Origin of the sequence: Corallococcus sp. AB011P (assembly GCF_003611605.1) — a bacterium.
Classification (GTDB): domain Bacteria; phylum Myxococcota; class Myxococcia; order Myxococcales; family Myxococcaceae; genus Corallococcus; species Corallococcus coralloides.
In genome coordinates this window covers 653,438-668,088 of record NZ_RAVX01000001.1, presented here as the reverse complement: position 1 = coordinate 668,088, position 14,651 = coordinate 653,438, and the positions used below count along the sequence as shown (strand labels likewise).

Here is a 14,651-nt window from a genome sequence, read left to right as displayed (position 1 = left end):
GACTGTCGGACCGGTTTCCGCGGCCCAGGTGGACCAGCGGGCCCCGAGCCGGGGGCCTCCAAACCTGTCCGACTGTCGGACCGGTTTCCGCGGCCCAGGTGGACCGGGAGGCCCCGAGCCGAGTCATTCCAAGCCGGTCCGACTGTCGGACAGGTTCGTGGGGTGCGCCGCTGCCGGGCAGCCCCAGCGGGGTTCTCCCTTCTCCTCCTGTGGACAGCGTGGCGCTCGAGGAACCTGGCGCCGCGCGCGTGCTCGCGCGCCCGAGCACGTCGGATCAGCGCCCCGTGCGACGCCGTGCCCGCGCTCTCGCGGCCTCCAGCGCGGAGTCCACCCCAGCGGGCGGTTTCGGAGGCTCCGGCTTCTGCTCGGCGGGTTCCTCCTGAACAGGCTTGGGCGTCGTCGCGGAGGGCTTCACATCCGTGCGTGGTGCTGGCATGGGCTCACGTGCGCTGGCTTCCTTCACGGGCTTTTCCCGCGCCGCACGCACTCGCGGCGCGGAGAGGAACCTGCGCACCGCGACCTCCGCCAACATCGCCGCCAGCGCGAACGCGACCAGCCAGGGCGCCAACGCCACACGGCCCTCCGACTCCGGCGCCTCCGCGAACAGGCCCGTCATCGACAGTCGCTCCTGGCCTCCGCCCACCGCCGCCAGCGCTCGCAGGAGCTTGAGGCCCTCCTTCGCGCTGCCCGGCTCGAACTCCGGCGCGTACGGCAGCGCCACGGGTGGCGCCCTCAACACGCGCCCACCCCACTTCACCACCGGGTGCCAGGTGCCGCTGCCCGTCAGCGGGTACTCGACCACCAGCCGGTCCTCGTCCTCCCAGTGCAGCGGCTTCTCCACGCCGGAGCGCCCGTCACCCGCCAGCAACACCGCCGTGGGCAGCGCGCCCGGCATCGGCTCACCCGGCGGCAGGTCCAACGTCACACGCAGCACGTTGCCCTGGCGCTCCGAGCGCACCACCGCCTCCTCCTTCGGCGTCGGACGCCCCATCGACCAGCGCACCACCGCCTCCAACGTCGCCCGCAGCGCGCTCCACTCGCGCAACTCGCCCGTGTACCTGCCGTCCACCTCCGCCGTGAGCGCCACCGTGCGCCCCGCGCCATGCGGCCACAGCGCCAGCACCGGCGCGGCGTTCGTGTCCAACGTGCGCAGCGCCACGTTCGCCTGGGGCTTCAGGTAGGTGAGGTTGTAGCCGCCCACCTGCGGCAGGCCCGTCGTCGGCAGCGCCCCCAACAGCGGCAGGTCCGGCGCGGCCTCCAACGACGCGGGCTCGTCCACGAACGTGGCCCTCGCCACCGCGAGCGTCTCCTGGCTGAAGATGCGCGGCAGGCTCATGGCGTCCTCCGCGAAGTAGATGCGCCCGGCGCCGCGCCGGGCTACCTCGCGCAGCAGGTCCGCGTCCGGATCCGTGGGCTTGCCCAGGCCGATGACCGACACCGTCACGTTGGCCGCTCGCAGCGCCGCCAGCGTCTCCTGGTAGTCGCCCGGCTCCTCGGAGTCCGCCGCGTCGGAGAACAGCACCACGTGCCGCGTGGGCTTTTCGCTGCGGAGGATCTCCTTGCTGCCCGCGCGCAGGGCCGTGCCCACGTAGATGCCCCCGCCTCCACTGAAGCCTCGTGCCACCTGGTCGAACGGCAGCCCCTTGCTCACCGGACTCAAGGGAAAGATTTCATGCGGCTCCGTGTCCACCATGTGCACGGAAGCTTCGTCATTCGCGTTGAGCAACGTGAGCGCCGCCGTGACGCCCTCCGCGGCCAGCTCCATCTTCGTGCGCCCGTCCGGCACCTGCATGCCCATGGAGCAGCTCGAATCCATGAGCACGCTCATCGCCACCGACGCGCGCCGCTGCTCCTCGCGCATCTCCAATGACACGGGCAAGAGCGGCTCCAAGGGCGAGCGCCGATAGCCGCCCTCACCGAAGCTCGACCGCCCTCCCGTCATCACCAGCCCGCCACCTGCCTGGTCCACGTAGTTCGCCAGCGCGTTCAAACCCGTCTCGCCCAGAGCATTGGCGTCCACGTTCTCCAGCACCACCACGCCCACCCCGTCGAGCGCCTCCAGCGACAGGTGGAACGGCGCCTTCACCTCCAGCGCCATGCCCGTCGCCGCCAGCGCCTTCGCCAACGTGCCCAACGGCTGCGCGGTGAGCAGCAACACGCGCGGCGGCCCCTCCACGCGCAGCACGCCCACGCCCACGTCGTTCTCCGGGACGCCGTCTCCGGGCACCTCCACCGTGAGCCGGTAGTGCACGAGCCCCGGCTCCTCCAACAGGTCGCGCAGGGGCAGCAGGTTGGGCCCGGGCTTGAAGTCGTACGGCCCCTTCACCAGCACCTTCCCGTCGCGCTCCAGACGCACGGTGCCGGTGACGGCCGAGGTCGCCTGCACCACGGCGGAGAACTGGAAGGGCTCGCGCACGGAGACCGTGGCGGGCACGTCCAGCGACACCACGGCCACGTCCAGCGCGGGCTCCGGCCGGGACACCTGCCGGTAGTCCACCGCGATGCCCCGCGCCGCCAGCCGCCGCGTCGCGCCCCGGGCATCCGCGCCGGTGGATCGGCCGTCGGAGACCACCAGCACCCGGCCCGTGCGCTCGGGGGGAATGAGCGCGCCCGCCGCGTCCAGCGCGGCCGACAGGTCCGAAGCCTCCGCGTCCACCGGCCGAGTGAATCCGCCGAACCGGCCTGACTCCGACAGCGGGGACTCCACCCGCGCCTCGCGGCCGAAGGTGATGACACCCACGCGGTCGCCCGGCCGGCGCTGGGACTCCACCAGAGAAATGAGCTCCTGCGCCACGCGGTCCACGTCCAGCGGCATGGAGCGCGAACGGTCCACCACCACGGCCACGTCGCTGCCCGCGTTCGCCAGCCGCAGCTCCGGCCCGGACAGCGCGCCCACGCCGAGCACCAGCAGCACCCACCGCAGCACCATGGGCGGGCCGGGCCTCCGGCCGTAGCGCCACAGGAAGAGGCCCAGCGGCAACAGCAGCAGCCACGCCTGGGGAAGGGTGAAGGTCATGCCTTCCTCGTGACGTAGAAGTCCGCCAGCAGCGCGGCCAGCAGCACCAGCAGGGGCCAGCGGGCGCGCTCATGGCCGCTGTTCCCTTCCGAGTCCTCGCCCGCTTCCTTCGAGGCCACGTCCGCGCTGCCCCGGCCACGCAGGTCCGACTCCCGCGCGTCCAGCGCCAGCACCTCCAGCGAGTCCACTTCGCGGCCCTCGCGCTCCAGCACGTAGCGGCCGGGACTCGTGGGCGCGGGCAGGCTCAACGAGCCCGCGCCGAACACGGGCTTGCGGCCCGAAGGCCCCTTCAGCGCGTAACGAGCACCGGCCTCCGTCACCACGGAGAGCGCTTCGCCCAGGTTGAGCTGACGCCGGGGGAAACCCTCGCGAAGCCGCCGCGCTTCGCGCACCACATTGCCCAGCAACACGGGCCAGGCGGGGGTCCGCTGGAGGTTGGAGCGAGCCAGGTCCACGTTGAGGTGCAGCCGCCCGCCCTCCTCTTCCGACACGAGCACGGCTTCGCCCGCGGTCATCAACGGACGGCCCGGAGGGTTCGCGCCCGCCGTCCACCGCACGCCTGAGAGCTGAACGTCGTCCATCAGCGTGCTGCCCTTCTCCGTGAAGAACGGCCCCACGAAGGTTCGCAGCGGTCCTTCCGCGCCCAGCGTCACGCGGGCCTCCGCGCGCGAGGGGCCAACAGACAGCACCGGCGCGCCGGGAACAGGAGGGCCGTGCGCCACCTCGGGAGACACCGCCAGGAAGCGCTCCAGCGCCTGCTTCGACGCGGGTGACAGGCCCTCCGTCAGCCCCACGGCCACCGGCATCACGGGGGACGGGGGCAGGCGCACGCGTCCGTCCTCGGGCAGCGCGTCGTCCGGCAGTGACACCTCCACGTCGCCGGCCTCGCGGAACGTGAGGCGCACGGTCGCGGCGCCCTCTTCCGGCAAGGCGATGCGCTCCGTGCGTTCGGTGCCTTCACGCGCGCCCGGCCCGGGAGCCGCGCGCACGCGTGCTTCAATCTCCGAAGGTCCCGGCCCGAAGCGAGCGACCCGCAGCGTCACCGTGGCCCGGCCACCTTCGTCGCGCCGCTGCGCGGAGACCACCGCCACGTTGCCCTGGGAGCGGCCCAGCGCCGTCCAGCGCACGGAGGGCGGCACGGTCGTGTCCTCGGAGGGCGGCGCGTCGGTGAAGAAGTGCACGCGCTTGCCGGGGCCCGCCAGCTCCTGCGCCCACAGGAGTGATGCCGTGACGTCATGGTCCGGACCGCGCGCCTCGAAGGACTCCAGCGCGCCCAGGGCTCGCGACGCATCGGCCTCCGGCCCGGCGAGGACCTGGGGCGCCACGCCACTCGCGAGCACGGTGACGTGCGTCGCGCGTTCCGACTCCACGCGCTTCGCGGCTTCCGTGCGCACGTGCTCCAGCACCGTCATGCCATCCGGAGTCCGCGCGGACATGGACAGGCTTCCATCCACGACGAGCACCAGGTGACGGCGGCGAGCGTTTTCCCCCAGCCGCACGTCCGCGAGGTACAGCGCGGCGGCCAGCACGGCGAGCGCCTCGAGCAACAGTGACGCCTCACGCGTGAAGCGCTCCCACCGGGGCCCGCCCTCCGCTCGAGGACGCGGCGTGCGCCACAGGAACAGCGCGCTCACCACCACCGGCTTCTGCCGGCGGCGCAGGAAGTACGCCGCGACCAGCGGCACCAGCGCGCCCAGAGCCAGCAGCCCCCAGGGAAGTCCGAAGCTCACGCCACGCTCCACACGCGAGTGCGCCCGCCATCGCGCACGTCAGAGCGAAACGCCCCGCGCTCCACGCCGTTCGTCCCCAGGCTCACGCCCCGCCTCCCGCCACGAACAACGCGCGCAGCGGTCCCGCCACCTGCGCCCGCAACCCTTCCGCCGCGTTCATGGTGAGCAGCGTTCCCCGCGCTCGCACCGCCGCGCTTCGCAGCGCACGCTGGTGCTCCGCGAAGCGGCGGGCGTAGGCGGCCAGCACACCGTCCGTCAGCAACTCCTCCAGCGCCACGCCGCTCTCCGCGTCCACCAGCCGCGCGCCCTCGCCGCCCGAGGGCTCCAGGTCCTCCGCGTCCAGCACCTGCACCAGGAACAGCGCCGACGCTCCTCGCGACAGCCGGGCGCACAGCGCCTCCAGGTCCGTCTCGAAGAGGAAGTCGCTCACCACCACCCGCAGGCCACACGGCCGCAACGGCGGCAGCCGCCCCAACGCCGACGCCAGATCATCCCGCGCCTCGAACTCCGCCCCTCGCAGCGCCGCGCGGCACGCCGGCCCCTGCACCCGCTCCGACCGCGCCCCGCTCCACAGCAGCGTCGGCGTCAGCCCCTGCCGCCCGCCCACCTCCACCGTCAGCAGCGCCACCTCCCGCGCCCCCGCCGCCTTGCGAGGCGACAGCCCCATGCTGCGCGAACCGTCCAGCACCACCTCCACACGCGGCGACACCTCGTCCTGCCGCACGCGCAGCACCAGCTCCCCCGTGCGCGCCACCGCGTTCCAGTCCAGTTGCCGCAGGTCATCCCCCGGCTGATACGCGCGGAAGTCGTGCAGCTCCATCGCGCTGCCCGCGGACGTGGCGCGCACCTCGCCCACCCGTCCCCGCTGCGGCAGGCGCGGCAGCGCCAGGCTCAACCCCGGCGACAGGCGCGCCACCTCCGCCTCATCCAACATCGCGCTCACTGCTGGTGGGCCCGCCGCTCGCGCTCAGCGAGCACCCGGTCCGCGGCGAACGCCGACAGGAACGCCACCAGCGCCACGCACAGGAGCAGCTCCGGCGGCATCTTGAGACCGCTCGGGTCGCTGTAGTCGTACCTGCCGAAGTTCACCGTCCCCAGTATCGGGTTGAGCAGGTTGAGCAGCTCATCGCGCCCCTCCAGGTTCAGGAACACCGCCAGCAGCGGCGGCACGCCCGCCCCCAGGATTCCCACCAGGACGTAGAGCAACCGCACCGACACCGGCGACGCGAACCGCCCCGAGCGCGGCATCCGCCCCAACAGCAGCGCCACCGACAGGTACAGCACCCCATAGAGCGCCAGCGCCGCCTGCGACATCCCCATCCGCAGGCTGCTCGTCGACCCATCCGACAGCCACAGCAACACCCCACACCCCACCGCCCACCCCACGAGCAGCAGCACCGACAGCCGGAAGCCGCGCAGCGCCCCGGGCTTGAACAGCGTCCATGCCCGAGTGCCCGCGCGCAGCGGCCGCGACTGACCGTCCACGTCCGTCGCCATGAAGAGGGTGACGAAGATGAGGTGCAGCCCTCCGAGGATGCCCATCACCCCGGGGATGTCGTCATCCCGGTCCAGGAGCCACCACACCGCCGTCATCCCCACGAACGTCAGGAACACCTGCACCACCAACGCCCGCCGGGGATGGCGCGTGTAGTCCTCCGTCACGAGCGACAGCCGCGCCACCGCCGTCTCGAACACCAGCCACCCGTCCGATACGAGGAGCCAGAACGCCGCGCCCAGCCCCAGGAAGAAGTTCCGGTCGAACGAGAACCCGCTGCCACGCTCGTTCGTCACCACGAAGGTGAACGTCAGCGCCTGGAAGAACGTCACCACCAGCACGGCCACCAGCGCGAAACGCACCGCGGCCCGTCCCATCCGGCTGTCCGCCAGCGTCGCCGCGCACACCGACACGAGCGTGAGGAACACCATCCACGCCCCGCCCAACAGCAGCACCATCAGGATGGTGGGCAGGTCGATGCCGTTGAGGAAGTAGCTGAACAGCAGGAACGGCCCCACCGCCGACGCGTACAGCACCGCCTGCACCAGGAAGGACGCCACCTTGCCGCGCAGGATGCGCCGGGGCCCCAGCCCCGTGAGCAAGAGCAGCGACCACGTCTCGTCCTCACGCTCGCGCGCCAGGGAGCGGTACGCGTTGAAGGGGATGAGGCCGAAGTGCACCAGCGCCAGGCACACGAAGAAGGAGAAGAAGTACGACCGCCCCTCGCGCGTGTACGTGCTGTCGTGCGTGTTCGCGAAAGCGATGAGCGACAGCACCAGGCACGCCGCGAGCAGCAACCCGAAGCTCACCCAGAAGATGCGCGTGCGCAGCCCCTGCCGCACCTCCTTCACCACCAGCGGGTTGAGCCGGTCGCCCCACCTCTCCCAACGGTCGGACGCCGCGGCGGGGACACCGGGCGCGGGAGCGGACTCGGCCGCGCCCGACGCGGGACTCGCTTGCGTGCTCACGCCACCCTCCCCTTCGTCACCGTCATGAACGCGTCCTCCAGGTTGCGCTCGCGCGGGCTGAACGCGCACACCGGCAGCCCCTGCGACACCAGCGCCGCGAGCAGCGCCGCCGCGGCCGCTTCCGCCTGCGCCGGCCCCGCGTCCGCCTCCAGCTCCAGCCGCACTCGCAGCGCGCCGCCATCGCGCGCCACGTCCTTCACGCGCGGCTGCTCCAGCAGCGTGCGCTCCGTGCGCGACCAGAGCGCCTCGCCCTCGTCGCCCTGCGCCGCCAGCCGGACCGTCAGCTCCATCACGCGGGACGGGCCCGCGCTCTGGCGCAGCAGGTCCTCCACCTTGCCCTGGGCCAGCAGTCGCCCCTGCTCGATGATGACGCAGCTGTCGCAGATCTCCGCCAGCTCCGTGAGGATGTGGCTGGAGATGATGACCGCCTTGCCCTGATCCGCCAGCGCGCGCAGCAGCTCCCGCAGCTCGATGCGCGCGCGCGGGTCCAACCCGTCCGCCGGTTCGTCCAGCAGCAGCAGCCGCGGGTCATGGAGCAGCGTGCGCCCCAGGGCCACGCGCTGGCGCATGCCCTTGGACAGCTCCGTGGTGAGCTTGTGCGAGAGCGGCCCCAGCCCCGTGAACTCCATCACCGAGTCCACCCGCTGCTTGCGCTGCGCGCCCTTGAGCCCGTACGCACGCGCGAAGAAGTCCAGGAACTCCCTCACGGTGACGTCGTCGTAGGTGCCGTAGCGGTCCGGCATGTAGCCCAGCAGCGGCCGGGCCCTATCCGGCGCGTCCACCAGCGACGTGCCGTCCAGCAGCACCGTGCCCGCGGTGGGCACGTCCAGCGTGGCCAGGATGCGCAGCGTGGTGCTCTTGCCCGCGCCGTTGGGCCCGATGAATCCCAGGATGCCGCCTGCCTCCAGCGTGAACGACACGTCGTCCACCGCGCGCAGCGCCCCGTAGTCGCGCCGCAGCCCCTTCACCTCCAGCAGGCTCATCGTCGTGCCTCCTCGACCTGACCGCGCACCACGTGCAGCGCGGCCTCCAGCTCCACGTCCAGCGCCGCCGTGGGCGAGAAGCCACGCCCGCCCAGCCGCGCCACGAACGTCCCGTCCTCCAGCTCCCGAACCAGGGGCGCCACCGCGTCCTGGAAGCGCATGCGTGGCTCGTGCTCCAGGCCCAACAGGTCCTCGTCTCCGACCTTCGCCTCCCGCGGCGTGGCCAGCCCCTCCGCGCCGTCCGCCAGCTCCGGCAGGTCCCAGAACTGGCCGTCCAGCTTCAACACGCCGCCCTTCAGGGGAGCCCCCAGCGCGTTCTGCACCCGCACGCCGCCGTCGGCCTTGCGCGCCGTCAGTCGCGCACGCGAGGGAACCACCGCGACCTCGCCCCACTCGCGGTAGCTGCGCGAGGGCAGGAAGCTGTTCTTCACCACCAGCCCGTTCGTCCAGTCCAGGAAGCGCGGCGGATCCTCGGGGGCCGTCGGAGCCAGCAGCACGCTGGAGGCGGGCATGCGCACGCTCTCTTCCGCGAGGTTCGCGTACCAGGCGTTGAGCCCCACCGTCACCGCGCGAGACCGCTCGCGGTCCAGCAGCGTGAGGCTGTAGCGCGCGGCGTGCAGGCTGAAGCCATCCACCAGCACGGACCACGCCACCAGCCCCAGGCTCGTGAGGACCGCCAGCGTGGGCACGGCGATGAGCACCGCGAGCGGCCCCTTGCGCCGCGCGAGCACCCACCCGCCAGGCCCCACCGCGAGCACGAAGAGGAAGATGAGCAGCAGGAAGCGGCCCACGGGCGCGCGGGCGCTCGACAGCAGCGGCAGGCGCCCATCGCTGAGCAGGTCGTGGCGCTCCCAGCGGGGCGGCGGGCCCGCGGGCTCCACCACGGCCGGAGACCGCTCCGTGTCCTCCCAGAGTCGGAAGCCGCAGCCCGGGGTCTGCTTCCGGCAGTCGCGGAACTGGCGCACGAAGCCGAAGCCGTAGGGTGACAGCTCCGCCTTCTCATCCTGGAGCAGCGGGAAGCGCAGGCGCGGATTCGCGGGGGGCTGGTCGAGCACCAGCCTTCCGCCGGTCACGGCGAACGTCTCCAGCACCGCCCAGACGTCGTCGGGCACCTGGTCCGCCGGCACCGCCACCAGCACCGCGTCGTAGCCCGCGTAGGCCGCCAGCTCGCGCGGCGCGGTGCGCGGCTCCACGAAGCGCGTGGCGACGAGCGGCTCATTGTTCTCCGGCGCGCGGCTCAGGCCGGTCGCCGCCTCGAAGGACTTCACGTCGCCCAGCACCATCACGCGGGCGCCCCGGTAACCGTCCAGGTAGAAGCCCCGGGACGCGGTGTCCATCCCGGGCGAGTCCAGGTTGAGGGTCCCCGACTGCAGGTCCGCGGGCATCAGCAGCCACGTGACGGTGCGCTCGCGGGGACCCACTTCCAGCGAGCGCTCCATGATGCGCCCCTGCGAGTGGATGGACAGGCGCACCGGGCGCGGCTGGCCGCCGTTGTTGTGCACCGTCACCTGGATGGGCGTGAAGCCCCGGTTCGGCACGAGCGTGACGACGCGCACGGTGGCCTTGAGGTCGCCCTCGGTGGGGAGGTTCTCCGTCGTCTCCACCACCTCGCGGTAGCCGCTGGCTTGAGGCTCCGCCTCCCGCACCTCCACCGCCTTTGGAGGGCTGGTCGCGAACGCCGCCGTCCCACCGGGAATGCCCGGCAGGCCCGTCCAGAGCAGGGCCCCCAGGAGCACGGCGAAGGCCAGGGGCGCGCGACTAGCCACGGGGCACCTCGGGCGTGGCCTTGAGCAGCTCGCGCACCACGTCCGGCGCGGACACCTTCTCCAGCGACGCCTCGTAGGCGAGCACCAGGCGGTGGTTGAGGGCGGCGGGCGCGGCGGCCACCACGTCGTCGAAGCCCACGTTGGGCCGGCCCTCGAGCAGCGCGCGCGCACGGCCCGCGGCGGCCAGGGCCAGCGCCGCGCGAGGGCTCGCGCCGAAGCGCACGAAGCGGCGCACGGGTTCCGGAGCGGAAGGCTGGCGCGGGTCGGACGCCTCCACCAGCCGGCCGATGAAGTCCGCCACCGGGCCGGGCAGGTGCACGCGGTCCACGGCGGCGAACAGGCGCGACAGCCCCTCCGCGTCCAGCACCGGCTCCTGCGCGGGAGGCGCACCGCGCACGCGCGTGGTGAGCAGGGTGCGCAGCGTCTTGGCGCCCACGGGCGGCACGAGGATGCGGAAGAGGAAGCGGTCCAGCTGCGCTTCGGGCAGCGGGTACGTGCCTTCGAGCTCGATGGGGTTCTGAGTGGCGAGCACGAAGAAGGGGTCGGGCAGGGGCCGCGTCTGGCCCAGCACCGTCACGGACCGCTCCTGCATGGCCTCCAGCAGCGCGGACTGCGTCTTGGGGCTGGAGCGGTTGATTTCGTCCGCGAGCACGAGGCTCGCGAAGAGGGGGCCTTCGCGGAAGACGAAGTCGCGGCGCGATTCGCCCTCCAGCACGTAGGTGCCGGTGATGTCGCCGGGCAAGAGGTCGGGGGTGAACTGGATGCGGCGGAAGGGCAGCGACAACAGCCGCGCCAGGGCCTTGCACAGCTCCGTCTTGCCCAGGCCGGGCAGGCCCTCCAGGAGCACGTGGCCCCGGGCGAGCACCGCCGTCACGACCTGCTCGACGACCGTCTCCTGGTCGAGCATCACCTGGTTGAGCCCGGCCTTGAGCCGGGACGCCACGTCCGCCGCGCCCTGCGCTTCGGCGGGACTCAGAAGCTCCGCTGCCACGTCGTTTCCCCCTTCTTACCTACGGACCACCGAAGTACCGCTTCACCAGGTCGCGGTTGCGAGGCAGCAGCGGACCGGAGGTCGGTCCCGCCGTCGCATCGCCCTTCGCGCCCGTGCCCTTCACGCTGGACGGCCCCGCCTGCCCCGTGCGGGCCCGCGGATCCGCGGCGCGAAGGCCCCACAACTCCTCCGCCTCGCCGCCATTGCCTTCCGGCAGCGGCTGGAACGCGAGCCGGTTCGGATCCATCTCCGCCTCGCCACCGAAGACGAGCGGTTGGCTCTCTCCGCCCCGGCTCGTCCCCGCGCCCTCACCCTTGCCCTGCCGCGTGTTCCGGCTCGCGTGCTGACTGCCCTGCTGTCCCTCGCCGTCGCCCTCTTCGCCTTCACCCTCGCCCTGCCCGTCCTCGCCCTGGCCTTGTCCCTTCTGGCCCTTCTGCCCCTGACCGGACTGCTGACGCCGGGTGGGACGCCGGGCCTGGGCGCCGCGGTTCCCTCGCGACGCGTTTTCCTCTCCGAAGCGCTGGGCCAGCGACTGCTGCCGCCGCTCCAGTGTGCGGCGCAGGTCGGAGATCTGATCCGGAGAGCCGGAGGCCTGGGCGCGAGCCGAAGCGCGGGCCTGGGCCTCGCGGGATGAATCACCGGAGCCCTGCTGCTGCTGTGAGCCCTGCTTGTCGCCGCCGTTCTCTCCGTCCGCACCCTGGCCCTGGGAGCTCCGCTCGGATTCGGGGGCATCCTGATCACCGTCGGCGGAGTCCTCGGCGTTCCCGCTGGCACGCGCATCCAGTGCCATCAGCGCCTGCTCCAGCGACTCACGCTCACGGGTGGCGGCTTCCGCACCACCAGCGGCGGCGAGCGCATCCTCCAATTCAGCGGCGGCCTCAGAGGCACGGTTGAGCTCGGCGGCGGCCTCGGAGGCGCGTTCAGCAAGCCGCTGCTCCAGGGCATCCGAGGCTTCCCAATCCGCGGAGTCGAAGCGCCCTTGCGCGACTTCTTCCGACAGCCGGCGCAGTTCCTCCTCGACGTCAGGGCCCAGGGGCTCCTCGCGAGCCAGGGCTTCGGCCTGGGCCTGCACGGCGGCGACCTGGGTCGCGGCGGCGGCGTTGATGTTCGAAGTGCGCAGGGCCGGAAGCGGAACAACGAACCCCACGGCGAGGAACACGAGCGCGCCCAGGAGCGCGCCCACGGGCCGGCGCCAGGGAACCTCCGGAGGCTTCACCTGCTGAGCGAACTGGTTGAGGCTCAGTTCCCACTCGCCAACAGGGCGCTCCAGTCGCGTGAGCAATAGGCCCCCCGCGTTGGCGGAGCGATCCGCGAGCACCGCCGCGTACTCCAGCGACACGCCCCGCGACCGCGCGCGAACGAACCACCACGCCAGCCCCGCGACGACAAGAGGCGGCAGGGCCCACACCACCCGGTCGCGCAAGAGCAGCCGGGACAGCACGCAAGCGGTGGCCAAAGCCCAAAGAGGAGCGATGCCCGCGCCAGCCCAGGCGACCCCATTGAGCCGCCGCTGCACGCGCCGGATGGGCGCGAGCACGAGGGACTGGAAGCGGCGTTCGTCACTGGCGGCCATGCGTGGAAGCCAGTGTCAGCCACCCGGCCCACTGTTCACAAGCCAAGCCCGGGAACAGTCGAATCCCGCCGCGGACGGTCGGGAGAGCAGGGTGACCAGCCTCTCGCGTCATGAGAAACCATGACCGGTTTCCCTGTGCTGAGGGACGGAGCCTGCCTCTGCCGGAGCTTCCCCATGCTGACGTCCCTGCGGATCCAGCACTTCCGCTCCCTCCGAAATCTCAAGGTCGAGGGTCGGACCCGCGTCAGCTCGCTGTAGGTGCCGACAACACGGGCAAGCTCAATGGCCACGTTGCGCCTCATGGTGGACGCACTCTTTGCTCGACTGTCAGCTGCGCCGCACCCAGCCATCCAGCGAGCGGATGACGCTCAACTCGCCGGCGGAGGGGAACCTTCAGGTCTCTACCCGGAGAAACGCTTCAACAAGTCCTCGCCATCGATAATCCAGTACCTCTCAGCATCAGGCAACCGCTCAAAAAAAATCTCCATACTGCCCATGCCATCCATCCGGGACATATTCCTCAAATCTCGGGCTCTCCGCGTAAGCCGAGACAAGCACACGCCCGTCAAAGTCAACCAACAGAGTTGGAAAGCAGGAAGCTACGTCCCACCATTCGCTTGCCGTCCGCGAAGCCTCAACCAGACGCGTTCTCAACTCGTCCCGAAACACCCTAAAAGCTTCCATATGGCTTAGAAACATAAACACGGCCGTCCCATCAGCCACAGCGATGCCAAAACGCTCAGCAAACCCCGTATCAGGTACGGCATGTCCGGCATCCATGAACGCGCGGCGCCACTTTGTTTGGTCCAACACCCAGCAATCCCGCTCGCTCCGGTACCATCTCCATTCGTCGCCAAACCGCACAGCAACAACGATCAGCTGTTCTTCCTCCAAACCAACACCTTGCATCACTGAACCCACCTCCCCTGGGATAGCGGCTTCTTCAAACAACTCCGACCATACAAGAGGCAACCCCGGCGTCGTCGGGTCCACGACTTTCGAGGCCATGCCATTTGAAGGTCCTGGGCCACGACTCGCCCGAAGCTCAACGTTTCGTCGCCTGGTTCCACCGCTGCTTCTCCTGAACCCGTGCGACCCCAACAGACGGCGGTTAGTGTGCCGCCCCCTATGAACTTCCGATTCCTTGGTCGCAGCGGTCTGAAGGTCAGCGAGATTTCTTTCGGCAACTGGCTCACGCACGGCTCCCAGGTGGAGGAGGACGCCGCCATCGCGTGCGTGAAGGCCGCGCTCGACACGGGCATCACCACCTTCGACACCGCCGACGTCTACGCCGGCACCAAGGCAGAGGCCGTGCTCGGCCGCGCCCTCAAGGGCCAGCGCCGTGAAAGCTATGAGCTGTTCACCAAGGTCTACTGGCCCACCGGCCCCGGCCAGAACGACCGCGGCCTGTCGCGCAAGCACATCATCGAGTCCATCCACGGCTCGCTGCGCCGCCTCCAGACGGACTACGTGGACCTCTACCAGGCCCATCGCTTCGACGCGGAGACGCCGCTCGAAGAGACCATGCTCGCGTTCGCGGACATCGTCCGCCAGGGCAAGGCCCTCTACATCGGCGTCTCCGAATGGACCGCCGAGCAGATCGCCGCCGGCGCGAAGCTGGCCCGCGAGTTGCGCGTGCCCTTCATCTCCAACCAGCCTCAGTACTCCATGCTCTGGCGGGTCATCGAGTCCAAGGTCATCCCCACCTCCGACGCCGAAGGCCTGGGCCAGATTGTCTGGTCCCCGATGGCCAAGGGCGTGCTCTCAGGCAAGTACCTCCCCGGCAAGCCCCCGCCCGCGGACACCCGCGCCGCCACCCCGGGCTCGCAGTTCATGACCAGCTTCATGACCGACGACGTGCTCACCCGCGTCCAGCAGCTCAAGCCGCTGGCCCAGGAGGCAGGCCTGTCGATGGCGCAGCTCTCCATCGCCTGGGTGCTCCAGAACAAGAGCGTCTCCTCCGCCATCATCGGTGCGTCCAAGCCGGAGCAGGTGCTCGACAACGTGAAGGCCACCGGCGTGAAGCTGGACGCGGAGCTCCTGCGCCGCATCGACACCATCCTCGGCCCCGTCGTGGAGCGCGACCCCGCGCAGACCAGCAGCCCCAACCGCAGGCCCTGAAAGTCGAC

At 71.3% G+C, this 14,651-nt stretch carries 10 protein-coding genes; 1 reads left to right on the top strand and 9 read right to left on the bottom strand.

Annotation, left to right across the window (positions count from 1 at the left end; genetic code table 11):
* Positions 1-274: 274 nt before the first annotated feature.
* The 9 genes from D7X30_RS02890 to D7X30_RS41550 all read right to left on the bottom strand — a co-directional run bounded on the left by D7X30_RS02890 (position 275) and on the right by D7X30_RS41550 (position 13,530).
* Positions 275-3,016 carry a VWA domain-containing protein gene (locus tag D7X30_RS02890; protein WP_120561273.1) on the bottom strand — a complete coding sequence of 914 codons (2,742 nt, stop codon included), beginning with the start codon at positions 3,014-3,016 and terminating at the stop codon, positions 275-277.
* Complete coding sequence (locus D7X30_RS02885; protein WP_120561272.1) at positions 3,013-4,746, bottom strand: BatA and WFA domain-containing protein; 1,734 nt, start codon at positions 4,744-4,746, stop codon at positions 3,013-3,015. The genes D7X30_RS02890 and D7X30_RS02885 overlap by 4 nt, the downstream gene beginning before the upstream one ends.
* An 82-nt stretch (positions 4,747-4,828) precedes the next feature.
* Positions 4,829-5,680, bottom strand: a complete 852-nt coding sequence (locus tag D7X30_RS02880) for a DUF58 domain-containing protein (RefSeq protein ID WP_199724149.1) — start codon at positions 5,678-5,680, stop codon at positions 4,829-4,831.
* A 5-nt stretch (positions 5,681-5,685) separates the two neighbouring features.
* A complete protein-coding gene (locus D7X30_RS02875) occupies positions 5,686-7,209 on the bottom strand; it encodes an ABC transporter permease (RefSeq protein ID WP_120561270.1) in 1,524 nt (507 codons plus the stop codon).
* Positions 7,206-8,192, bottom strand: coding sequence for an ABC transporter ATP-binding protein (locus D7X30_RS02870; protein ID WP_120561269.1), 987 nt, complete (start codon positions 8,190-8,192; stop codon positions 7,206-7,208). The genes D7X30_RS02875 and D7X30_RS02870 overlap by 4 nt, the downstream gene beginning before the upstream one ends.
* On the bottom strand, positions 8,189-9,958 hold the full coding sequence (locus D7X30_RS02865; RefSeq protein WP_120561268.1) for a hypothetical protein: 1,770 nt from the start codon (positions 9,956-9,958) through the stop codon (positions 8,189-8,191). The genes D7X30_RS02870 and D7X30_RS02865 overlap by 4 nt, the downstream gene beginning before the upstream one ends.
* A complete protein-coding gene (locus D7X30_RS02860) occupies positions 9,951-10,949 on the bottom strand; it encodes a MoxR family ATPase (RefSeq protein WP_199724148.1) in 999 nt (332 codons plus the stop codon). The genes D7X30_RS02865 and D7X30_RS02860 overlap by 8 nt, the downstream gene beginning before the upstream one ends.
* Positions 10,950-10,968: 19 nt before the next feature.
* The gene (locus tag D7X30_RS02855; protein WP_120561267.1) at positions 10,969-12,522 is read right to left on the bottom strand and encodes a hypothetical protein; all 1,554 of its coding nucleotides are present in this window, start codon (positions 12,520-12,522) and stop codon (positions 10,969-10,971) included.
* A gap of 471 nt (positions 12,523-12,993) precedes the next feature.
* A complete protein-coding gene (locus D7X30_RS41550) occupies positions 12,994-13,530 on the bottom strand; it encodes a group-specific protein (RefSeq protein WP_147443080.1) in 537 nt (178 codons plus the stop codon).
* 120 nt (positions 13,531-13,650) lie between these two features.
* Between D7X30_RS41550 and D7X30_RS02850 the strand changes: the two genes are divergently transcribed.
* Positions 13,651-14,643, top strand: a complete 993-nt coding sequence (locus D7X30_RS02850; protein WP_120561266.1) for an aldo/keto reductase family protein — start codon at positions 13,651-13,653, stop codon at positions 14,641-14,643.
* Positions 14,644-14,651: the final 8 nt, after the last annotated feature.